We start from the raw sequence: 21,536 nt of genomic DNA, 5'->3' as shown, positions 1-21,536 counted from the left end.
AATTGATGAATTCATGAAAGTCTGAACTATGCAACTCACCTGCGCAAGAGGTACCACCCTGTCCGGCGGCGGCGACGACACTGCAGCGGTCCGGCGCTACGATATGTAAGCGGGCTGACCAAATCATGGGTGTGCAAGACAGACTTTTCTGTCTTGCTTGTGCTAGTTTTCCTGTCGCCGGGGTCTGCACAGACGCGCGGTTCAGAATAGTTGAATGTGAAGGAGGGAGGCCCCGATGCCGGATGATCTTCCTGCAAGTCCGGTCCAGACCGATGTGAAGGCAGAACTGTTCAAGGCCATGGGCCACCCTGCCCGAATCCAGTTGCTGGAAATGCTCGCCGACGGACCAGTTGCCGTAAGCCGGCTGCGCGACAACACGGGCCTTGAGCCGTCGAACCTCTCCCAACATTTGAGCATTCTCCGCCGCCAGCGCCTGATTGTCCCCTCACGGCGCGAGGGCAGGTTGTTCTATGAACTGGCCAGCCCTGAGGTTAATGTCCTGCTCGCGGCCGCCCGATCCCTGCTCGGATCTCTCCTGGTCACCACCCGGATGATCCTGAGCCCCATGGCTGAAGAGCCTGAAGAAGCAATCCGCTAAATACCGGCGCACGACGGACTATGGACAACATCGATCGACCGGCCTGGACGCGTCCGGACTAAAACCTGTAGGAGTAGCAATGGCTCACGCCGAGAACGAGACCACCATCAACCGATCTCCGGAGGACGTCTATGCGTTCCTCGCGGATGGGCTGAATAACCGCGCATGGCGCTCCGGGGTTCAGGACATAACACTGAAGAGTGGAACACCCGGGGACCTCGGTGCCGTGTACAGCCAGACTCTCTCGGGCCCCGGGGGCCGGCCGATCGTCGGGGACTACGAAATCACCGCGGCGGACCCCGGAAAGCTCCTGGGCTTCCAGGTGGTGGCCGGTCCGGCCCGTCCGGCCGGTGCGTACCGGCTCAGTGAAGCGCCGGGCGGAACGACTGTTCGTTTCAGCCTGGACCTGGAGCCCAAGGGACTCATGAAGCTCGTGGGCCCGGTGCTTGTCCGCACCATGAATGCCGAGGTCGCTCAGTTGACCAATCTCAAAAACGTTCTCGAATCCGCCTAGATGAAGGCGCAGGGCGTTCATTCTTGAGTGTGACCCGTCCGTAGCTGAAGCCATCAAGTGGCAAGCACGAACACCTCCCCCTGATGTTCCACCAGGGCGCATCAAACCAGAATGATGCGCGGCTTCTGGAAGGTAACGGTGAAGAAAGGACCATCGTCATGGCTCGCATTTTCATCACCGGCTCCACCGACGGACTTGGCCTCGCCACCGCCCGGACGCTCCTGAACGGCGGCGACGAGGTCCTGCTGCACGCCCGCTCCAGGGAACGCGCCGCCTCCCTCGATGAACTCGCGCCGCTTGCCATCGGCATCGTGATCGGTGACCTCAGCAGGGCCTCCGAAACCCGGGAACTGGCGGCGCAGGTGAACGCTTACGGGCGGATGGACGCCGTCATCCATAACGCAGGCGTCTACCTCTCGCCGGGGCGAGTCGCGACCCCGGAGGGAAACTCCCGCACCCTGGCCGTCAACGTTCTGGCGCCCTACATTCTCACCGCGCTGATCGAGCGGCCGCACCGGCTGATCTACCTCAGCAGCGGGATGCACCGCGCGGCCAGCAGCAACCTCCAGGACATCGATTGGACCCGACGGCGCTGGGACTCCAGCGCGGCCTACTCCGAGAGCAAGCTCTACGTTTCCGCGCTCTCCGCTGCCGTCGCCCGGCAGTGGACCGACGTGCTCAGCAACTCCGTTGACCCCGGCTGGGTGCCCACCAAGATGGGCGGCGCCGGCGCCCCCGACGACCTCGCCATGGGCCAGGACACCCAGGGCTGGCTCGCCGTCAGCCCTGACCCCGCCGTCCAGGTCTCCGGAATGTACTGGCATCACCGCCGGCTGCGGAAGCCGGCTCCGGAGGTCACCGACGCTGATTTCCAGGACAAGCTCACCGACAAACTCGCCGAACTCACCGGCATCACGCTCTTCTGAAGCGAAGCATCGAACCGGCCCCACCGGCACCCACGGGTAGGTAGTCCCGGCCGGCGGGTCAGGTGACGCAAAGTATCCCCCAGCCCGTCCCTATCGTGAGCTCCACTTGTCGGCTTAGGCTGGTCGCATTCTATGAACGCAGTTGAGCATCGAACACCGCCGGCATCTGGAAGTCCGGCAGCTGGTTCGAGGGGGCCGGAAGGAGGCCGGGATGACGCCGGCGGACAGGGCGTGGACACCCGAGGATCAGGGCTGGCTCCGGGAAAACCTGCGTGAGGCCATCGACCATCTGGTGGAGATGGGGTACACGGTGCGTGGGGGGCAAGGCGAAGATCCGGAACTGATTCACCCGGGCGGCTCGGCCGTGCAGACGTGGCGGGAAGACTACCCCTACGAGCAACGGATGTCCCGCGAAGAGTACGAGCTGGAGAAATACCGGCTGCAGGTTGAACTGCTGAAGTTCCAGTACTGGGGCCAGGACCAGGACCTCCGGCACGTGATCGTCTTCGAGGGCCGGGATGCGGCCGGCAAGGGCGGAACTATCAAGCGGTTCACTGAGCACCTGAATCCCCGCTCGGCCCGGGCAGTGGCATTGAGTAAACCCTCTGACCGTGAACTGGGCCAGTGGTATTTCCAGCGCTACATCCAGCACCTGCCCACGGCCGGGGAGATCGTGATGTTCGACCGCTCCTGGTACAACCGTGCAAATGTGGAGCGGGTCATGGGCTTCTGCACGGAGCAGGAGTTCGACACCTTTATGGTTCAGGCCCCGCTCTTCGAGCGGATGCTGGTGGACTCCGGGATCCACCTGACCAAGTTCTGGTTCTCGGTGACGCGCCACGAGCAGCGCACCCGTTTTGCGATCCGGCAGATCGACCCGGTGCGGCGCTGGAAACTCTCGCCCATCGATCTCGCCTCCCTGGACCGGTGGGAGGAGTACACGGCCGCCAAGGAGGAGACGTTCCTGCGGACCGACACGGACCATGCGCCGTGGATCACCATCAAGTTCAATGACAAGAAGCGGGGTCGGATCAACGCCATGCGCTACTTCCTCAACCAGTTCGACTACGAGGACAAGGACACATCCGTGGTCCACAGCCCCGACCGGCTGATCGTGCGCCGCGGCCGCGAAGCCGCCGGCGACTAGCGGCCGGCTCGCGGTCGGCGTATGCGCGATCGCACGGATGCGTCGCGCTCACGGTGGGATCCCAGCAGAAGATGGCAACATGGGGACATGACTCCTGCACACGGTTCTTCCGGCCTTTTCCGGCGTCCCCAGCCCATCAAACCCAAGGCGGGTCAAGAATCGGTGTGGGACTACCCGCGGCCGCCGAGGGTCGAGCCCCGATCCGAACGGGTTACCGTGCGGCTTGGCGGGCAGGTGATTGCCGACACCACCGATGCAGTGCGCGTCCTGGAGACAAGTCACCCGCCTGTCTACTACTTGCCGTTGGACTCATTCCCTGCCGGTGTACTCATCCCGGTCGGGGGCATCAGCTTCTGCGAGTTCAAGGGAGAAGCGCACTACTTCGACGTCGTTGCCGGCGGCGTCGTCGTTCCCCGTGGCGGGTGGACCTACCCCGAACCCACCCGGGGTTTCGGGGCGCTCAGCACCCGAGTGGCCCTCTACCCGGCTCACATGGACTCCTGCCAAGTCAACGGCGAGCAGGTGACCTTCCAGGAAGGTGACTTCTACGGCGGTTGGATCACCACGCAGATCGTCGGTCCTTTCAAGGGCGGCCCGGGCACGGCCGGGTGGTGAGCACTTCGCGCTTACGCCGGCAAGACTTGCTGACTGTGCGTGTGGCGACTCAGCCGGTGCCCGCTCTGGCGGCTTGATGCCCGTTGTGCCCCGCCTTGCCGGCGTGATAGCTTTCCGGTGATCGTGATCAATCTTCAGGAGGTGGGACCCATGAACGCAGTATCCGTAATGGGCGCTCCCCCGAAGTCCACGGTCGCGCGACTGAAGTAGTCGTCTCCGGGAGTGCCGCAAGGCAAATTCGCGAAAGGCGACTCCCATGAAAACAACACCCTCTTCAACTCCGCGCATCCGTTCGACGACCACTTCCGGCGCCATTGCAGTGACGCGGACACCACAGCCCGGAAATTGGCCCGTTTGCGGCCAACAGGCCGACGCCGCACGACAGAGCGGCAACTCACACAAGCGGGCCTTGGTGCTCGCCGGCGCCGGAGCGGCAGGCAATGCGTGGGAGCTCGGTCTCATCGCCGGCCTGTCCGAGGCCGGCATCGATGTCACCGAGGCCGATCTCATCATCGGGACATCGGCAGGATCGACAGTGGCTGCCCAGATCACCAGCGGGACACGGCCGGCCGAACTGTATGCCGCCATCCAAGCCGAAGTGCCTCGGCCACAAGCCGGCCGCTCCGGACCGGACAGGGGTCGCGCTGCGAATTTCTCGGGACAAACCTACCTGGAGTGGTCCAACGGAATCATTGGTTCTGCTGCGGATGCCTCCGACATGCGCCGCAGGATGGGCGCCGCGGCACTCAAGATGGAAGCTTCCGACGGCTCTGCCCAGCTGCGCTGGCGCGACATCGTCGCGGCCCGGCTTCCCAGCCGGCACTGGCCGCAACAGCCCGTGCTGATCACGGCTGTTGATGCGGATACCGGGGACCCGGTCGTGTTCGACCGCCACAGCGGAATCGATCTGGTGGACGCCGTCGCCGCCAGCACCAGCAACGGCTACCGCATCGGCGGGAGCCGGTACATCAACGGCGGCTATCGACGCAGTGAGAACGCGGACCTGGCCGCTGGATACGGGCGGGTGCTGGTGCTGTCACCCTTCGGCGGCAGGACGCGGATGCCGCTCGAGTGGGGCATGGATCTCGCCGCCCAAATCGACGAACTGCGCGCCGGGGGCAGCAGGGTCCAAACAGTCTTCCCGGATAGCGCCGCCGAGCACATGTTCGGCGCCAACGCGATGGATCTGTCCCTGCGTCCGCCTGCGGCTCGAGCTGGTTACAGCCAGGGCAGAGCCCTCGCGGAACTGGTCGCCGAAATCTGGCGGTGATGGCTGAAACCACTCGGCATTCGACTGTTACGGCGCGAGAGTCCAGGGGTCTCCGTGCGAGGCGCGGTGCCATGCCTGCCGCGGGCCGCCCGTTTCGTGCGCGACATCTGTCAGCCAGATCGTGCTGTCCGGGGCCCATCCGGCGATGACCGTCGCCGTTTCGGCGTCGACCTGTAGTGGGCGCGTCGCGCCGTTGAGGTAACCCAGGACGGAGAGGTGCGCGGCGTCCCACTCCCCTGCCACTTGTTCCCAATCCGGGATGACCCATCGGCCGTCGCGTCCGGTCAGGCGGAACCAGTCGTGTCGCCGGGATGCAGTGACCTCTACTGGGAACCTGCGGCACAGCGTTATCCAGTCTTCTGCTGTGCCGATCTCAAGAGTCCGGCCCGCTCCCCGAACCGGAACCGTGGTCGCCTGCTCCCACCCCAGGGAATCTTCCACGAGGCTCAGTGCGGCCGGGACCTGCCCAACGGTGTGGAGCAGCCCGTGCGGGATCGACCACCAAGTTCCTGACCAGTTGGCGCGAGGGTCGCCCGGGCGTTCGCGCGCGGCCCGCAGTTCCCCGGCTCGTTCGTCTCGGCCCCACCCAGCCAGTGTTTGTCGCGGATTCTTCGGCAGCGGTGCCTGGCCGTTTGTCGATCGCAAGTCGATGGCCCACTGCTCCGCCCGGCGAGGCTGCCAGAACCACTGGCTGTCGGGCAGCGCCATGACCTGTTCCGCGACGGGCGACAGGGCCGCCGTCACACTCGGGAGATCCGCGAGCACGTCCTCTCCATCGGGTGCCTGCCAGTACCTTGCCGTGTCCACTGACCGCTCGAGGGCCGCCTGCACCAGGTCGCTGTCAAGTTCGGTGAAGTCCAGGGAGGCGAGCCTGGCAGCCAGCTGTTCTGGTGACGCGGCAAAGGCCGGCGTCGCTGCCTCCCGGGAGGCAGCAGCGCTCAGCAGGACCCGCGAGGTCCCCGGTCCACCATCAAGTTCGTATCCCAACCAGAAGACCGCCGTTTTGACCTCCGGATCCAGCTGCATCGCCAGTTCGAGGCACAGACGGCGCCCTCGGGGCCCCCGCAGAAATACGTCCACACTTGGCGTCATCAAATCATCCTCCCACCGGAGCGCAGCTTTACCCGGAGCGGTCCCGGGTGCCGTCGATGATGGCGGGTATCGCCGCGACGCGTTCTACCATAGCGGGATGGACACCACGGTTAGCGGAGTGCCTGTGCATTACGCCGAGTTCGGCAGCGGCACGCCGGTTCTCGCTCTCCACGGCGCCGGTGTGGATCATCGCGAGATCGCCAGTGCCCTTGAACCGATTTTCGACGACGTGCCTGGCTACCGGCGCCTGTATCCGGACCTGCCCGGGATGGGCCGGACCCCGGCGCCCGAGACGATCACGAGCAATGACGACGTCGTGGACATTCTGCTCGGCCTGATCGCCAGCACTATTGGTGATGAACCGTTTCTCATCGTGGGTCAGTCCTACGGCGGCTACCTGGCCCGTGCGATTGCGAATCTGCGACCTGATCAGGCCGTCGGGCTGGCGCTGATCTGCCCTGTTGGCCCGCAGACGCGCGACGTGCCTCAGCACGAGGTCCTCGTTTCGTCGGTCGATCTGACCGGTGCACTCGACTCGGATCTCGAGGCCACTTACCGCAGCTACTTCGTTGTGCAGACGCCTGAAACGCTGCGCCGGTTCCAGGAGTATGTGGCTCCCGCAACGTCCCTGGCTGACGAGTCGAGCCTGATGCGGATCTTTTCGCACTGGGAATTGCGGGATCGGCCGGAAGCCGCGAAAGCCTATCCTCATCCGGTGTTGGTCGTTGCCGGGCGACAGGATGCCACCGCCGGGCACACAGGACCCTCGGAGCTGATCCTGCACTACCCACGCGCTACGTTGGCCGTCCTCGACCGCGCCGGCCACGCCTTGATCCATGAGCAACCCAACGTCGTGCGAGCCCTTGTCGCCGACTGGCTCATGCGCGTGCGCGAGGCATCAGACGACAAAACCTAGTGGGTAGTGGCGCCCGCACGCGGACGGAATCCCTGTGTCATGGCTCCGCCGAACAAAGGCAAGACGATCCGTCCGCGGCGCCCAACCGGCGTCATGCAATGCCCGGCAAGCAGCAAACCATCGCGACGGATTGCAGTCGGGCTGCCAGCGAAAGGACAATGGTGCCCATGACCGTCGTGACCCTCCTGGCCTTTGCCGGGCTGTGCCTGCTGCTTTCCGTCACCCCCGGCCCGGATACCTTCCTGGTGCTGAGGATCTCGCTGCAAAGTGCCGGGGCCGGCCTGGCGGCGGCGCTGGGCTCAGCTCTGGCATCCCTGGTCTGGGCCGCGCTGGTGGGAGTGGGGCTCGCCGCCGTGCTGGAGGACTCGGCGGAAGTGTTCCGTTGGCTGAAGATCGCAGGCGGGTTGTACTTGCTGTATCTGGGAATCTCGTCGCTGATCCGGGCGCGCCGCACAACTGCCTCCCCGGCGGCCGGGCACGCTCCCCGGCGGAGCTACAGCCGAAGGACCGGCTTCGGTGCCGGCGCGTTCTCCACACTGCTCAACCCCAAGGTCGGCCTGTTCTACCTCGCCGTCGTGCCGCAGTTCATTCCACACGGCGGCAACACCCTGGACACCGCCATGGTGCTCGGTGCCATCGAGAGCGCCATTGGATTCCTCTACCTGGCGGCTGTAGCCGTCGCGGCAGCGAAGGCAATGGCCTGGCTGCAGCGCCCCCGGGTCAGCAGTTGGCTCGAACGCGGCAGCAGCGGCATGATCGCCGCGCTCGGCCTGGGCGTACTGGCATCCAGCACCAGCTCGTAGCGGCGCGCCGGACCTCGACGGACAGGTGCACTCCCTATCCGGCAGAAAGCCAACCCACTCAAGAGCCGAGCTGGTTATCCGTCTCCCTCCTCTGGACCTTCAGTTGGCACATTGACTCCGCGAATTTCACGAAAACGGCGGCCGGTCCTGAAGAGGACCGACCGCCGCCGAATGAAGATCGGGGTTGCATCAGGCCTTGGCCTTTCGCTTCACCCAGCCCCATACAGCCGTAGCCACCAGGAGCACCAGGCCGATGATGGCCAACCAGAGCAGGCCCTTCACGGCGAAGCCCAGGATCGAAAGAATAAGCCAAATAATAAGTAGTGTGATTATTAGTCCCATACGGAAAGCCTAAGCCACCCAGGTGGCTGTTTCCGAACGATCAGTGATCGTGGCGGAAGATGGCCACGGCTTCGCGGACCGCGTAGTAGACGATGACCATACCGGTCACGGGGTCGGCCCACCACCAACCGGCAAAGGTGTCCAGCAAGATGCCGGCCAGCACGGCGGCTGCCAGAAGACCGTCGATAAACGTCACCTTGCCCTCTGCTATGAGAACGGGATTGCCCAGCGCCTTGCCCGTGCGGGCCTTTCCGGCTGAGAGGGCGAACATGACCACTGCCGTGACAGCCGTCCAGATAATTCCGGTGGGGCTCGGCCGTGCGTGGTGCCCTGCTGCCAAGGCGAGTCCGGACTGGACGAGCAGATAGAGAGCCAGGGCAACGAACGCCCCGGCGATCAGCCTCAACGCGAACCGTTGACGCCGTTCCCCGGCCCCGGCGAGTTCCCAGATCACCACGGTGCTGGCACCGATCTCGATCAGGCTGTCCAGGCCGAAGCCGGCCAGCGCCACCGATCCGGCCGTGATGGAAGCGACGGCAAGAACTGCCACTCCGACGACGTTCCAGCCCAGCGTGATGCCCTCAAGGATGAACCCGCGACGTCTCAGGCGCGCGGTCTCTGGGCGCTTCAGGATTTCAGGCAGCATCCGTGCCCTCTTTCCCGGCGCCCCCGGCGTTTCCGGCGATGGGTGCCGGCAGGCCGGCCAGCCGTTCGATGACGGCAAGCCCGGCCGGGGTGCCCGGCCAATGCCGCCGCAAAGACTCCGGGCCTGCGGAGCGGATCACGGAACGAAGAACCAAGGCCATGACGATCACGTCATCGGCATAGCCAATCAGCGGGAGGAAGTCCGGGACAAGATCCAGCGGCAAGAGCAGATATCCCAACAAAAGGAACAGCTTGATCCGGGCGCCGCGGGATACCGCCGGGTCGGCCGCCAAACGCCTCAGCACGCGCAACACATCCGGCAGCAACCGCAACGCTTCCCGCATACCCACCGTCTCCGGATGGGACCTCGCATAGACCCACAATCCCAGCAGAAGAACCGCGTAGACAGCTACCAGCCCGGCCAGGATCCCCAGCGCCGCGTGCCACCACTGCACGGCCCCTACTCCCCGGCCTCAGGTAGGCCATGGCCTGACGGGGCATGCAGAGTCGCGTAGACCTTCTCGGCGTACTCGTCGAATACAGCGGAACACTCGCGCAGTCGCTCGTCGGCGGCCTGCGCTTCCGGCAGTTCCAGAACGTCACGGCTTTTCAGATCACGGTACCAGCGCCGCAGGCGGTCCAGGCTCTGCTCTTCCTCTTCCAGCTCCGCCAGAGTGAACTTGGCGTTTCGGGTTTCCTTGGCGATTTCGTCCTCGAACGCCCCGCAATCGCCGGTGAATTCCTTCCACTCATCCAACCTGAGCTCCTTGAATGCCGAGCGCAGGCCTTCCACTCCCGCATCGCCGCTACCCGGCGTTGGCAGGACGAGGACACTGCCGGTTCCGCGGCCGGCCAGCTCCACGACCCTAGGAACGGCCTCCGAGAAGAACGGCGTGTCTGGAACGGTCCATACCCCCGAGGCCACTGGCGCAGCACCGATCCTCCGGAGCTCCCGCCACACACCGACCCTCGTCCGTGAGGTCTCACCAGTCAACCGGACAACAAGAACCAACCAATCCATGCATCAATCATATACTGCTACAGCAAGGTAAGTAACAGCTGTTACATCCTCCCTGCTCGGGAGGGCACAGAACCCGAGGACCTCGGCCGGGAGGTTCGGTCGGTCCGATGGAATCCCTTAGCCCTATCTGCCCGGTCTGAAAATACGGTAGCTCCGGGTGCTTTGGGATGGGACTTTCTGCCTTGCCCGGACTGCAGGCCGCTCGCGTGGGTTCTGGATACCGATGGCGGAAACCATGCCCCCGAGGATGAGCAGCACCGCCGCCACGGTCACCACCCGGTGAAATCCGTCGAGATCAAGTTTGCCGCCCATGACGAGGCCGACCAGCGAGATGCCGATCAGACCGGCAACCCTGCTGACGGCGTTATTCGCTGCCGAGCCGATGCCGGCCTGCTGTTCCGAGATCGAACCGAGAATGGCGGCGGTGAGCGGTGCGACTGTCGCCGAGAGCCCGACTGCGAACAGGAGGATCCCGGGCATCAGCTGGGTCCAGTAGTTGACCGGGATTTCCGACGCGAGCATCAGCAGGTAGCCAACTCCGGCGAGAACAGGTCCGAATGCCATGAACCACCGCGGGCCGAACCGCCCGGCCAGTGAGCCAAACCATGACGCCAGGAGGATGTTGACGAGGCTGACGGGAAGCAACGCCAGAGCGGCCGACGTCGCCGGAAAACCGGCAACCTGCTGCAGGAAAAGCACGATGATGAACCCGCCGATCGACAGCGCGGCGTAGACGAAGGCCGTAGCCACGTTGCCGACGGCAAAGTTTCGGACGGCGAAGAGGCTGAGCGGCAGGAGCGGGTGCTTCGCGGTCTTTTCCCGCCAAATGAACCCGGCGAGGCACAGGATGCCGAGGACGAGGGGCATCAGAATGGGTGGGCTCCCCCAGCCGTAGTTGCCTTGTTCGATCAGCGCGTAGACCGGCCCCGCCAACCCGAGCACACAGAGCACGGCGCCCGGGTAGTCGATCCGCACGCCCTCCTCGCGAACATCCTTGGCCCGCAGCACGGCTAGCAAGTACAAGGTCACGGCAATGGGCAGGACGTTGATTCCGAAGATCCAACGCCAGCCCACCGAATCAACGAGCACTCCACCAAGCAGGGGTCCCGCGATGAAAGCCACGGTTGTACCAGCAGTCCACTGGCCGATTGCCTTCGCCCGGGGCGCTTCGTCGAAGTTTGATGTGATCAGAGCCAGGGAGCTGGGCACCAGCAAGGCGCCCGCCACGCCTTGAAGCGCCCTGGCCAGGACCAGCCAGTCCGCTGTGGGTGCCAGCGCACACATCACTGATGTCGCGCCGAACCCGATCAGGCCTGCCCGGAGAACGACAACCCGGCCCAGCAAGTCAGAGAGCGAACCGGCGACCAGGATCAGTGACCCCAGGGTGATCAGGTAGGCATCGACAACCCATTGCTGCGTTGTCAGTCCGCCGCCCAGTTCACGGGAAATGGCCGGCAGCGCTACGTTGATGACGCTGCCGTCGAGAAACGACACAAAGGACGCGAGAATCGCGATCCACAGCACGAGCCTCTGCGTACGCGCCGACGGTAGGGAACCCATCCTTCAAGCTACACCCGCCCCGGCGGTTGCCGGACTCACATATGGAAGGACGTACAGCCCCTCGCCGGAGTATATTTTTATGTCTGGTCTCTGTCCCGCCGTTGCCCTATCGTTGGGGCACCGATTACATTCGACCGGCGGAGCTCCGCATCGGAGGTACATGATGGGAATCATCTCGTCTGGTTTTCATGGAAAACGGCGCACCGGCAATCCAGCGTTACCACCCGGTCAATACGAGACGCCAAGCTTTCCCGTACTGACGGCGGGCCCTGCACCTTATATCGCCCGGGCTGACTGGGAATTCTTCATTACAACGGAGACTGGGCAGCGCCACGCCTGGTCCTGGGATGAGCTCTTGGCACTACCGCAGGTCGACATCCGGACCGATATTCATTGCGTGACCAGCTGGTCCAAGCTGGGCACCTCGTGGCGCGGGGTGTCCCTGGACACCTTGTTCGCAGATGTGGAAACAACGTCCGAGTTCACTACGGCTCACTCCTACGGCGGCTATACGACCAATGTCCCGTTGCAGGACCTGCTGGACGGCCAGGCATGGGTGGCGTGGCAATTCGACGGTGAACCACTGGAACGGGCCCACGGTGGCCCCGCCCGCCTGCTGATACCCCACTTGTACTTTTGGAAGAGTGCGAAGTGGATCAATGGCATCGAGCTGATGCCGCACGATGTTCCCGGCTTCTGGGAATCGAACGGGTACCACATCTACGGCGACCCCTGGCGCGAGGAGCGCTACTCATGAGGCCGGACAGATGAGCACCCTGTGGCGCGTCGCCGACGTCGTCAGCGGCGTCCCTGAAACGGAATCCTCCAGAACCATCGGCCTGCGCGTGGACGGGCTGAACGGCAACCTTGCCGGCCAGCACATCGATATCCGGCTCACGGCGGACGACGGATACACGGCAGTGCGGTCCTACTCAGTAGCCACAGCCGGCATGGACGAACTCCTGGAGATCACGGTCGACGAACTGGCCAACGGGGAGGTCTCCCCCTATCTGGTCAGAGACCTGATGGTCGGGGACCAGTTGGAGATCCGGGGGCCCGTCGGCGGCTGGTTCGTCTGGCTTCCGACCGCCCCCAACCCGGTTCAGCTGATCGCCGGGGGATCCGGCATTGTCCCGCTCATGTCCATGATCCGCGCCCACGAGGCATCCGGGAATCCTTCACAGTTCCGGTTGCTGTACTCGCTGAAATCGCCCGAGGCAGGGTTCTATCGGGAGGAGCTGCTCACCTTGAACCAGGGATCTCCCAAGCTGACGGTCGACTATGTCTATACACGCAAAGTTCCGGAGGGCTGGCCAAGGGCCCCGAAGCGACTCACCGCCGAAACACTGTTGGCAAGCATCCTGCCGGCGGACATGGCACCCGACATTTTCATCTGCGGTCAGACGATGTTTGTCGAAACGGTCACAGAGTGGATGGTGCAGGCGGGCTATCCTGCCGCCTCGATCAAGACCGAACGCTTTGGCGGAACGGGAGGAACACGGTGACTGGCAACAACGGCTCCGCTTCCCCTGGTGCTGAGGACCCGCGCCTCGAGGACCAGGATATCGCCGGGACCGCAGGCAATCCGATACCTCACCTTGACGGGAACGCGGCAGCAGGACCCCTGTGGGAACTGTTCCGCATCGACATCATTGCAGCGATCGGTCGGTGCAAGAATTGTGGCGCTGTCAGGGTCTTCGGCGAAGCGGCGGTCTATGCCGATGCCCCGGGAATAGTTGTGCGCTGCAGTTCCTGCGGGGGCGTCCTGCTGCGACTCGTAGAGACTCCGACCAAATTCTGGCTCGATGTCAGCGGACTCAGCTACCTCCAGATCGACCGGGAGACCTAACGCGCTGCTCTGCTGTCCGCACCCCGCCGTGCTCAAGACCGCAGCAGGCGTGAAGAGGTAGTCTGCGACGATGCTGAACACCCTCAACCCTTGCCGCTTGTTCATCATGGGCGCCAGTGGATCTGGAACAACGACACTCGGCCGGGCGATCGCCAACCAGTGGTCAGTACCTTTCCCCTAGTTATTTGATCAACGTGTCGCCCGGGCCGCGGTTAGGCTTACCGTCATGGCGATCATCCATCAGGCAGAACTGCAGCCGACGAAACTTGAGCTTCTCGCAGAGTGGCTGCCCCGCCAGCCCTGGTTCACGGAACCCGGCACGGCAGCGCTGCACAAAGTTGGCTCCTACCGGTTCGACGACCCCGCCGGCGAGGTCGGCATAGAAACCATCATCGTGTCGGTGGGTAACTCCACTTTTCAAGTCCCACTCACGTACAGGGCCCAACCCTTGGCCGGCGCGGAATCCTGGTTGGTCGGAACCATGCAGCACTCGGTTCTCGGCCCGAGGTGGGTTTACGATGCCTGCGCCGATCCAATCTACGTGGCAGCGCTGGCGGCGAGCATCATGCTGGGCCGGCCGCAGGCAGAGCAATACCTCCAAAAAGGGGAAAACCTGGAACTCCTGGCCCAGACGGTCTTCGTGCGAAGCACCGGGCCGAAACTCGATTCAGTCCCTGACGTCTCTTCAGCGGCACCGCGCGCCACCGACGCCGGCACCGCCATCGAGACTGCTGACCTTCACCTGCTTGTTATCCGGCGGCTGGACCTGGATGAGCAACCGGCCGGCCCGCTCGCGCTGACCGGCACATGGGAAGGTCAGAAGGACAACGTCAAACTCGCCGCCATCAGTGATGCCTGACATTTCCGCGGGTTAGGGGCGCCCCACTCCGTCCGTGTCCCGGGGTTGGGTATTGCCTTCCTGCCGTTCAGGCTGGATCCCGTGCTGTTCCCGGAGCTCGCGCCCGCGGCGAATGTCCTCTTCTTCGCGGGCCTGGAGCTTGTCGCTCTGTTTCGTGTCCCGTGGCGGCAATTGGATGGTCTCTTCGGCCTCAATGCCGGCCTGGAGTTGGCGTCCACGCTCCATCTCGGCGTCGAACTCGGCACCGAACAGCAACGACATGTTCAGGATCCAGAGCCACAGCAGCGAGATGATGACGCCGCCGATCGCACCATAGGTCTTCTCGTAGCTATTGAAGTTGGCCACATAGAAAGCGAAGGCCAAGGACGCCAGCAGGAAGATGACCAAGGCGATAGCGGAACCCAGGCTCATCCAGCGGAACTTGGGCTGCTTTACGTTCGGCGTAGCGTAGTAGAGGATGGCGATCACCAGAATCACGAGTAACAGAATCACCGGCCACTTGAGAATGTTCCACGCCGTCAGGACGGCCCCGCCCAGGCCGATCGCGTTGCCGACGGCGTCCGCCACCGGCCCGCTCAGCACGAGCATGGCTGAAAGCACGAGGACGATCAGCACGGCGGCAATGGTGACGGCGAGCATCGTGCCCCGAAGTTTGATGAACGGCCGGCCCTCGTCAATTTCGTAGATCCGGTTCATTGCCCGGCCAAAGGCTCCGACATAGCCGGAGGCGGACCAGAGGGCGGTGAGGATGCCGAGTACCAGGGTGAGGCCGGCAGCGGAGGAACTGCTGAGCTGCTCGATTGGCTGGCGGATAGCGTCCACGGTGTCACCGGGCGCGACTCCTTGAACGATCTCCATGAGAGCGGATGTGGTCTTCTTGGCGTCCCCGAAAATGCCCAGCAACGACACGAGGGCCAACAGCGCCGGGAAAATAGAAAGCACCGCGTAGTAGGTCAGCGCTGCGGCGAGATCCGGGCACTGGTCCTTGGTGAATTCACGCAGGGTCTTTTTGGCGATGTACTTCCACGAGGGCTTAGTGACGTCGGCCGGGCTGTCCGGTTTACGGGAGTCGTCCGGGGCAGGTGCCGTGCGGGCCTTGGCGGTGCTGCTCTCGTCCGTTTCGGCGTCGGTCATGGATTCATTTTCTGCCTTGGTTGGGTTCTTGGCCATTGGAAATTCCTTCGTGGGGTTAAGGGAAATGGCCGGCCGCCCAGCGCATCAGCGAGGGCAGCCGGCCTTGTTCAGACGCGGCCTCAGGCCTGCTGAACGTTGTCCTTGGCTTCGGCAGTCCGATCCTTGACGTCCTCCACAGCGGCCTGCCCGTCTGCCTTGAGGTGATCGGTTGCGTCCGCGGCAGTGGCCTTGACGTTCTCCACAGCTTCCTGGGCGGGCGCCTTGAGCCCTTCGGCTACTTGCTTGGCGGCGTCCGTCAGTTCCGTGGTGAGTGGCTCGGCTGCCGATTTGAGGGCATCAGCGGCTTCACGCTCCTTTTGACTGGCCGGGATCAGGGAGGAAACGAGCAGGCCGGCACCAAAGGCGATCAACCCGGCAGCCAGTGGGTTCCCCTGTGTCCTGTTCTTCAGCTGGCCCGGCGCGCCCGCAACTGCGGCGCCCGCGTCGCTCACATGCGCGCCGACGCTTCCGGTAGTGGAGTGGACGTGGTCGGTGGTGTGGTCTGCGGCTCCCATGACTTTATCCTTCACTCCGAAGACGGCGTCTTTGACGTTCTCTTTGACTCTGTCCGTCTGCCGCTGGACGATATGCGACGGCGTGACTTTGTCAGCGACGGCGTCCACGTTTGTGCCCAGGCGGGCACGGGTTGCTTCAATATCTGCTCGGATGACATCCGGGTTTTCGCTCATCGTGTTTCCTCGCTGAATCTTAGGAGTTGGGTTTTAGGGTGGGCGGGATTTCCTGGAGGGTTTCAGCCGTCCTCGGCATGCCCTTGATCGCGTTCAGTTCCTTGCGGCCCATGGCTGCCAGAACGGCGGCGACAACTGCCCAGATGACGGCGACAACAACGCCGGACCAGCCCAGTCCCATCACGATCCCCAGCGCCCACCAGAGCGCCAAAGACAGGAACAGGAGCACGAAATGGCCAGCGACGCCGGCGCCGGCGAGCATGCCGGTGCCTTTGCCTGCCCGGGTGGCGGACTGCTTGAGTTCGACCTTGGCCAGTTCCACTTCCTGTCGCATCAGGGTGGACATGTCCCGTGTGACCTCACCGAGAAGGTCACCCAGGGACGTCGATTCAGCCTTTGCCTGCGCGGCCGTGGGAGGCATTTCGCTGCTCATCGACGGCCACCATCAAAGGGGTCATCGCGCAGCGGATCAGCCTGCTGCAATGGCTCACCAGCCACGGACTCTGAGGAACGGCGGCCCTGCCCGGCGTCGCGTAGCGGATCGGGGGTTCCCAAATCGGAGTCCAGCGGATTCGGCGGGTAGGTGTCCGCGAGGCCCGCCGTCGTGGTTTGCGGAGCGGGCATCTGTACCGGCGGCGGCGGAACCGCTACCCCGGTATCGGGGATCCGGCCAGCAGTGGACGTGCCGGTAGCGGTAGCGCCCGTCGCTTCGGGGGCGCCGGCGCTCAAGCTGCGGCTGAGACGCCCAGCCAGGACACCGGCTCCAGCCGCGAGCAGGAGGAAGGTGCCCGGGCGCTGCCGGGCAAAGGACTTTACCTCGGTCAGAAGCGAACCCGGATCCCGGCCATCGAGCCAGGACGCAACAGCGGAGGACCGCTCGGCAGCTTGGCGGACGAGGTCAGTGGCCACGCCGGGCTGGTCAGAGGCGGCAGCCATGGAATGCAATTCGCCGGCGACGGACCGCAGACCTTCGGCGACCTTCTGCTGCTGGGTTCCTGCCTGCTCGGTGAGATCGGACTTTGCCTGGTGCAGCAGGTCCCGGGCATTGGTCTTGACCTCGGCGGCAACGTTGACTGCCTCCGCCTTGGCCGTCTCGGCGACGTTCTGGGCAGCGTCTGCCGCGTGCCGCGTTACGTCTGCAGCTTCGTCCTTGGCCGCTTCCTGTTTGGAGTCAGCACGTCCCGTGCCTTGCGGGGGCACAACTCCAACACCGGCGTACCGGTCCGGGGAAGCTTCGGGTGCTGCCTGGGCCCATGGGTTCTGTGTCATCGTTGCTCTCTTTCAGGAATGGTCCGCTTGGGATCGTGACTAGCGCTACCGGATGAAATTAGTAAGCACGGTTACTAACTAGATACTAAGCACACTTGCTATATGTCGCGCAAGGCCTCGAACGAAAATCGGACGGTCCACCTTCCGCCCGTCGGGCGAATCGCCGCGCGCCCTGTGGGCCGCGGGTGAAAAATAGTAAGCATACTTGCCAAAAGGGAGCCCGGCATGCATAGGGTGGGTATCCAGCGTCGGCGCTTCGTGCCGACGTCGCAGGCAGCGTGACTTTCGTTGCCACCCAATCAGGAAGGTCTTCTTCGTGATACTCGCCCGTGAGCCCAACGCCCGGGACGGTTACCGGCTTCTAACCTCAGCGGCCCGTTTAGTGCAACGCCTCCACGACGATGCCCTGGCGCCACTGGGGTTGACGCGTGCCGCCGTCATCGCGCTGGAAGCCGTGGCACCCCGCCCGATGTACCAGGAACAGCTCGCCGCAAGAGTTCATGTCCAAAGCCAAACGCTCGGCCGCGTCCTTGCCCGGCTCGAGGACGCGGGTCTGGTCACGAGGACGCGAAACCCGGAGGATCGGCGCCAATTTCAGGTTGAGATTACCGACGCCGGCAGCGCGGCACTGCAAGCGGCATCCAGGGCGGAGCGGGCGGCCGTTCCTGCAGACTTCGACGGATGGGAGGCCCTGTCTGAGCAACTCGCCCGGTTTGTGGATTTCTTCCAGGCTCCACGGCCCGGCACCCCAGGCTCGACGTGCCCTCCCCCGCCCAAGGACGGACTCCGGCGCCAATGAACTAGCCTCCCGCGGCTGGTTGCCTCTGGGCCTCCCCCGCCCGGCGCCCACGGCCAGTCGCCGCTTCCATTGCAGTTTGGACCGGCAAGGGGCGAGCAAGACAGGGGGCCGCTGAGCCGGGTATTGCGCGTTACTATGCATGCTGATTAAATCGCCGTTACGGCCGCATTCCACGACCGGTCTACCGAAAGGAAGTACAAAGATGGGAATTCTCGCTTTTCTCATTCTCGGCCTTATCGCCGGAGCTATCGCCAAGGCGGTCCTTCCTGGCCGTCAGGGAGGCGGCTGGCTGATCACACTCGTTGTTGGCGTCGTGGGCGCAATCCTCGGAGGTTGGATCGGCTCGTTGATCTTCGGCGGAGGGCTCGCTGACTTCTTTGACCTGCGGACCTGGCTCCTCTCCATCCTCGGGGCCGTTATTGTGCTCCTGATCTATGGGGCTCTTGCCGGTCGCAGGACCAGGGCGTAGCAGCCTCGATACTCCGGGTGCAGGGTTGCCGCTGAGGACGCCCTGCCACTTCTGTCAGACGGTGCCGGGCCGGTCTTGGAACACCCCGGGAGGAAACTCCCGGCGTTTCTCGGCCCGCGCCGCCGAGTCCAACCTCATGACGTTTCACCTCAAGCCGGGCGACCGCCCGCAATGCTTCGTCGAGAACAAGCTTTGAAAGCCTCCGAGCGCAGCTCCGGCGGCCGGTTCCGGCGTCGCCGTCGTTAGTAGTTGTCGCCAAAGCGGCAGAAGTCATTGCTCCGCGCGCATCCGACACCATGCGACCAGAGATGCTAAACAGCAAGGAGATAGACATGGACAACCTATTCCGCCGCACGGGCATCGACGTGCCCGAACCAGTCCGGCGCTTCCTGCAAGGCGAGATGGACACCTGGCTCAGGGTCGAAGAATACCGGGACGGAAACACCTTGGTGGTCAGAACCGATATCCCCGGCATCGACCCGGACAAGGACATCGACATCACCGTCACCGAGGGCAACCTGAATATCGTTGCCCGTCGCACCGAGCCCGCGCACAAGGATCAACCGGGTTACCGAAGCGAAGTGCGGTACGGCGAATATTCGAGAAGCGTCCCGCTGCCCCGCGGCGCGGACCCTGACACCGTCGAGGCCAGCTACATCGACGGCGTCTTGGAAATCCGCGCCCAGATCCCGGAGCAGTCCGGACCGTCCGCCACGAAAGTCCACGTCTCCCGCGGTGGAAACCAGTCACCGGAAGCACCGGAGAACTTCGTGACCTGAACGGCATTTCCGGCACTTGACCCGCCCGGCACCCACCGGCGACCGCGCGCGCCTTCTGGCATGGCAAAGGAGGCGGCCGGTCTTGGTGCACCGGTGCCCAGCCTCGCCACGGCCTCCGCAGCCCCCGCCCCGGAAAATTGAGACAGAGCGGACACCACCTCATGACTATCAAGATCAACGACGCGGCGCTGCGTCATGCTCGGCAGCTCATCAAGGACTCGAGGTTTGCCCGGGATACCCGTGACGATTGGAGCGAGCACGCGCCCGACGCCGAGGCAGAAAACGCATTCATCGACAAGCACGGGTACAAGGAGTACGGCACGTGGCATCTGGGCGAAGACGCCGAGAAGACGCACGACACGAAGGGGCGCTACAGCTTTCCCTTCGGTGATTTCCGCCGGCTGCATCGCTGCGCGATTCTCGCCATCGAGAGCCGGGCCGCCCAGAATAGTTACGACGACATCGCCGCCGCAGCGAAGTCCCTGCTCGACGAACTGGACCAGGACTAGACCTGGCCGTACACCATACTCTCTCCGCCATCGCCCCGCGCAAGGACCCCACTTGCACGGCCTGGAATGCCCGCCACGGGTGTCCTCACCGGGCCGTCTCTTGGGCGCCGGGCTTCCCAGCGTGCCCTCCGGCGGAGCCCAGCCGCCGGGAGCCCACCTATTCATAAGGGGGCTTCCTAATCTAACCGGGCTCGTGATATAACACGGAAAACGGCGCGGGAGAACTCCCTGCGCAACGGGACCGGTCCCAGTTCCTAATCGAATGGCGGCGCATTCCATTGGACATTTCCCACCGGCTCCAAGCCGGACTGGCGGTGGCGACAACGTTCATCCCCAGTCTGCGCTCCCTTGCGGCTTCAGGCCGCTGCTCGCGAAGGTCTCGCGCAGGACCCTGACCGTGCCAGAACTGCGGGTCGGCCTCGGAAGTTTTCAGCTGAGCGCACTGCCCGCTGATCATCGCCCCTCCCGGAGTTCGCAGTGCCGCGGACGCTTCCCAAGCACCGGACAGCACCAATGCGTCCTGTCCGGTACCGGTCGGGCGGTCTATCAAGGGCTCCTGACCGGACCCACTATTTCAACCGAAGAGATCCAAGGAGAGGTCATGCTCACCACCGAACAAATTGACCGTCTGCTCAGCCAAGGCGCAAATGTCCTGTCGGGAGACGGAGAAAAGATCGGCTCCATCGGCCAAGTCTTCGTAGACAACGAAGCCGGCCAGCCCAGCTGGGTAACCGTTCGTACGGGCCTGTTCGGGATGTCCGAATCATTTGTTCCCCTCGAGGGTGCTCGGCTGGAGGGCAATGACATCGTCGTCCCGTACAACAAAAATCAGGTCAAGGACGCGCCAAGGATCGACGCCGATCGGCCTCTGGAGCCTGCCGAGGAAGACCGGCTCTACCAGCATTACCGGATGGACAGCGGACGCACCTACACGGACGCCGATACAGCTGACGCAGCATCCGCCACACGACAGGACGCCTCCGGAACGGACCGCGCCGAAACCCCCGACGCCGCAACGCCACCCACGACCCAGGACGCCACCGGAACTGACCGCGCCCAAACCCGCGACGCCGCCGGCACAGCCGGATACGGCACAGCGACACCCACCACCGAAGCCGCCCGGCCACCGACGACACTACAGGACACCACCGGAACCGACCGCTCCGAGACCCCCGACGCCACGGGCACAGCCGGATACGGCACAGCGACACCCACCACCGACGCCGCAACGCCACCCACGACAAGGCAGGACACCACCGGAATCGACCGCGCCGAAACCCGCGACGCCACGGGCCGGGGGCGCCTGCGCAAATACGTCACGACGGAAACCGTCACCAGGACGGTGCCAGTGCAACGCGAAGAGGTTCGAATCGAGCGGGAACCGATTGCCGAGGAGGACCGCGACGAGGTCTCGAACCGTCCGGCCAGCGACGACGAGGTAATCCTTCACGAAGAGCGAGTCATAGTGACCAAGGAGACCGTCCCGGTTGAACGGGTCCGCATCGTTACTGAAACGGTCGCAGATGAAGTCACCATCCGTGAGAAGGTCCACAAGGAACACTTTGACGGCGAAAGCAGCGAGGGATCCGAGGGCTCCGAGGGCACCGACACCAGCCGCGGCTGAACATGCGGATTGTTTAGATGCCCGGGGCAAGGGCTGCGGCCCATAGCCCCGGGCATCTTGTTGTCGGA

General features: G+C 64.1%; 27 protein-coding genes. 17 read left to right on the top strand and 10 right to left on the bottom strand.

What is annotated here, in order from left to right; translation table 11 throughout:
* Positions 1-235: 235 nt before the first annotated feature.
* The 6 genes from AC1DRO_RS01285 (at position 236) to AC1DRO_RS01260 (ending at position 5,070) form a co-directional block, all read left to right on the top strand.
* A complete protein-coding gene (locus AC1DRO_RS01285; protein ID WP_476949506.1) occupies positions 236-598 on the top strand; it encodes an ArsR/SmtB family transcription factor in 363 nt (120 codons plus the stop codon).
* Between the two features lie 79 nt (positions 599-677).
* A complete protein-coding gene (locus AC1DRO_RS01280) occupies positions 678-1,112 on the top strand; it encodes an SRPBCC family protein (RefSeq protein WP_476949505.1) in 435 nt (144 codons plus the stop codon).
* Between the two features lie 158 nt (positions 1,113-1,270).
* A complete protein-coding gene (locus AC1DRO_RS01275; protein ID WP_476949504.1) occupies positions 1,271-2,038 on the top strand; it encodes an SDR family NAD(P)-dependent oxidoreductase in 768 nt (255 codons plus the stop codon).
* Positions 2,039-2,249: 211 nt separating this feature from the next.
* Positions 2,250-3,185, top strand: coding sequence for a polyphosphate kinase 2 (ppk2, locus tag AC1DRO_RS01270; RefSeq protein ID WP_476949503.1), 936 nt, complete (start codon positions 2,250-2,252; stop codon positions 3,183-3,185).
* Between the two features lie 87 nt (positions 3,186-3,272).
* Positions 3,273-3,800 carry a DUF427 domain-containing protein gene (locus tag AC1DRO_RS01265; RefSeq protein ID WP_476949502.1) on the top strand — a complete coding sequence of 176 codons (528 nt, stop codon included), beginning with the start codon at positions 3,273-3,275 and terminating at the stop codon, positions 3,798-3,800.
* A 256-nt stretch (positions 3,801-4,056) separates the two neighbouring features.
* Entirely contained in the window at positions 4,057-5,070 is a 1,014-nt protein-coding gene (locus AC1DRO_RS01260; protein WP_476949501.1) for a patatin-like phospholipase family protein, read from the top strand.
* Positions 5,071-5,097: 27 nt separating this feature from the next.
* Here AC1DRO_RS01260 and AC1DRO_RS01255 read toward each other — a convergent pair whose 3' ends face one another.
* Positions 5,098-6,162 carry a hypothetical protein gene (locus AC1DRO_RS01255; protein ID WP_476949500.1) on the bottom strand — a complete coding sequence of 355 codons (1,065 nt, stop codon included), beginning with the start codon at positions 6,160-6,162 and terminating at the stop codon, positions 5,098-5,100.
* 97 nt (positions 6,163-6,259) lie between these two features.
* Here AC1DRO_RS01255 and AC1DRO_RS01250 point away from each other — a divergent pair, with 97 nt between their 5' ends.
* Together AC1DRO_RS01250 and AC1DRO_RS01245 are read left to right on the top strand one after the other, a co-directional pair.
* A complete protein-coding gene (locus AC1DRO_RS01250; protein ID WP_476949499.1) occupies positions 6,260-7,078 on the top strand; it encodes an alpha/beta fold hydrolase in 819 nt (272 codons plus the stop codon).
* A gap of 167 nt (positions 7,079-7,245) precedes the next feature.
* A complete protein-coding gene (locus AC1DRO_RS01245) occupies positions 7,246-7,881 on the top strand; it encodes a LysE family translocator (RefSeq protein ID WP_476949498.1) in 636 nt (211 codons plus the stop codon).
* A gap of 189 nt (positions 7,882-8,070) precedes the next feature.
* On the opposite strand, the gene AC1DRO_RS01240 is transcribed toward AC1DRO_RS01245, so the two are convergent.
* The 5 genes from AC1DRO_RS01240 to AC1DRO_RS01220 form a co-directional block, all read right to left on the bottom strand.
* On the bottom strand, positions 8,071-8,223 hold the full coding sequence (locus tag AC1DRO_RS01240; RefSeq protein ID WP_028276278.1) for an LPXTG cell wall anchor domain-containing protein: 153 nt from the start codon (positions 8,221-8,223) through the stop codon (positions 8,071-8,073).
* Between the two features lie 40 nt (positions 8,224-8,263).
* Complete coding sequence (locus AC1DRO_RS01235) at positions 8,264-8,869, bottom strand: cation efflux transmembrane domain-containing protein (RefSeq protein WP_476949497.1); 606 nt, start codon at positions 8,867-8,869, stop codon at positions 8,264-8,266.
* Complete coding sequence (locus AC1DRO_RS01230) at positions 8,859-9,323, bottom strand: DUF1232 domain-containing protein (protein WP_243177468.1); 465 nt, start codon at positions 9,321-9,323, stop codon at positions 8,859-8,861. Before AC1DRO_RS01230 ends, AC1DRO_RS01235 begins: the two co-directional genes overlap by 11 nt.
* A 5-nt stretch (positions 9,324-9,328) precedes the next feature.
* Positions 9,329-9,889: a Chromate resistance protein ChrB gene (locus AC1DRO_RS01225; protein ID WP_476949496.1), complete on the bottom strand. Its 561-nt coding sequence runs from the start codon at positions 9,887-9,889 to the stop codon at positions 9,329-9,331.
* A gap of 123 nt (positions 9,890-10,012) precedes the next feature.
* A complete protein-coding gene (locus AC1DRO_RS01220) occupies positions 10,013-11,413 on the bottom strand; it encodes an MFS transporter (RefSeq protein ID WP_476949495.1) in 1,401 nt (466 codons plus the stop codon).
* A gap of 199 nt (positions 11,414-11,612) precedes the next feature.
* Here AC1DRO_RS01220 and AC1DRO_RS01215 point away from each other — a divergent pair, with 199 nt between their 5' ends.
* The 4 genes from AC1DRO_RS01215 to AC1DRO_RS01200 all read left to right on the top strand — a co-directional run bounded on the left by AC1DRO_RS01215 (position 11,613) and on the right by AC1DRO_RS01200 (position 14,157).
* The gene (locus AC1DRO_RS01215) at positions 11,613-12,206 is read left to right on the top strand and encodes a sulfite oxidase-like oxidoreductase (RefSeq protein ID WP_476949765.1); all 594 of its coding nucleotides are present in this window, start codon (positions 11,613-11,615) and stop codon (positions 12,204-12,206) included.
* A gap of 10 nt (positions 12,207-12,216) precedes the next feature.
* The gene (locus AC1DRO_RS01210) at positions 12,217-12,954 is read left to right on the top strand and encodes an FAD-binding oxidoreductase (RefSeq protein ID WP_476949494.1); all 738 of its coding nucleotides are present in this window, start codon (positions 12,217-12,219) and stop codon (positions 12,952-12,954) included.
* Positions 12,951-13,298 carry a DUF6510 family protein gene (locus tag AC1DRO_RS01205; RefSeq protein ID WP_216699117.1) on the top strand — a complete coding sequence of 116 codons (348 nt, stop codon included), beginning with the start codon at positions 12,951-12,953 and terminating at the stop codon, positions 13,296-13,298. The genes AC1DRO_RS01210 and AC1DRO_RS01205 overlap by 4 nt, the downstream gene beginning before the upstream one ends.
* Positions 13,299-13,524: 226 nt before the next feature.
* Entirely contained in the window at positions 13,525-14,157 is a 633-nt protein-coding gene (locus AC1DRO_RS01200; protein ID WP_476949493.1) for a CG0192-related protein, read from the top strand.
* A gap of 12 nt (positions 14,158-14,169) precedes the next feature.
* Here the strand turns inward: AC1DRO_RS01200 and AC1DRO_RS01195 are convergent, their stop codons facing one another.
* From AC1DRO_RS01195 to AC1DRO_RS01180, 4 genes are all read right to left on the bottom strand, one after another.
* The gene (locus tag AC1DRO_RS01195) at positions 14,170-15,291 is read right to left on the bottom strand and encodes a YihY/virulence factor BrkB family protein (protein WP_476949764.1); all 1,122 of its coding nucleotides are present in this window, start codon (positions 15,289-15,291) and stop codon (positions 14,170-14,172) included.
* A 119-nt stretch (positions 15,292-15,410) separates the two neighbouring features.
* A complete protein-coding gene (locus AC1DRO_RS01190) occupies positions 15,411-16,019 on the bottom strand; it encodes a DUF3618 domain-containing protein (protein WP_476949492.1) in 609 nt (202 codons plus the stop codon).
* 19 nt (positions 16,020-16,038) lie between these two features.
* On the bottom strand, positions 16,039-16,452 hold the full coding sequence (locus AC1DRO_RS01185) for a phage holin family protein (protein ID WP_028276270.1): 414 nt from the start codon (positions 16,450-16,452) through the stop codon (positions 16,039-16,041).
* Positions 16,449-17,288 carry an ATP synthase subunit B family protein gene (locus tag AC1DRO_RS01180; RefSeq protein ID WP_476949491.1) on the bottom strand — a complete coding sequence of 280 codons (840 nt, stop codon included), beginning with the start codon at positions 17,286-17,288 and terminating at the stop codon, positions 16,449-16,451. Before AC1DRO_RS01180 ends, AC1DRO_RS01185 begins: the two co-directional genes overlap by 4 nt.
* A gap of 469 nt (positions 17,289-17,757) precedes the next feature.
* Between AC1DRO_RS01180 and AC1DRO_RS01175 the strand changes: the two genes are divergently transcribed.
* The 5 genes from AC1DRO_RS01175 (at position 17,758) to AC1DRO_RS01155 (ending at position 21,468) form a co-directional block, all read left to right on the top strand.
* Positions 17,758-18,087, top strand: coding sequence for a MarR family winged helix-turn-helix transcriptional regulator (locus AC1DRO_RS01175; RefSeq protein ID WP_476949763.1), 330 nt, complete (start codon positions 17,758-17,760; stop codon positions 18,085-18,087).
* Between the two features lie 202 nt (positions 18,088-18,289).
* Positions 18,290-18,556, top strand: a complete 267-nt coding sequence (locus tag AC1DRO_RS01170; protein WP_028276267.1) for a GlsB/YeaQ/YmgE family stress response membrane protein — start codon at positions 18,290-18,292, stop codon at positions 18,554-18,556.
* Between the two features lie 332 nt (positions 18,557-18,888).
* On the top strand, positions 18,889-19,335 hold the full coding sequence (locus AC1DRO_RS01165) for an Hsp20/alpha crystallin family protein (protein WP_476949490.1): 447 nt from the start codon (positions 18,889-18,891) through the stop codon (positions 19,333-19,335).
* Positions 19,336-19,496: 161 nt separating this feature from the next.
* A complete protein-coding gene (locus tag AC1DRO_RS01160; RefSeq protein WP_028276265.1) occupies positions 19,497-19,844 on the top strand; it encodes a hypothetical protein in 348 nt (115 codons plus the stop codon).
* Positions 19,845-20,445: 601 nt separating this feature from the next.
* Positions 20,446-21,468 (top strand): PRC and DUF2382 domain-containing protein, encoded by a 1,023-nt coding sequence (locus AC1DRO_RS01155; RefSeq protein WP_476949489.1) that lies wholly within the window; start codon positions 20,446-20,448, stop codon positions 21,466-21,468.
* Positions 21,469-21,536 lie beyond the last annotated feature (68 nt).

This window comes from Arthrobacter sp. P4_F11 (assembly GCF_056401395.1).
Note: the sequence above shows the minus strand (reverse complement) of the source record. Positions and strands in the feature narration are given on the sequence as shown.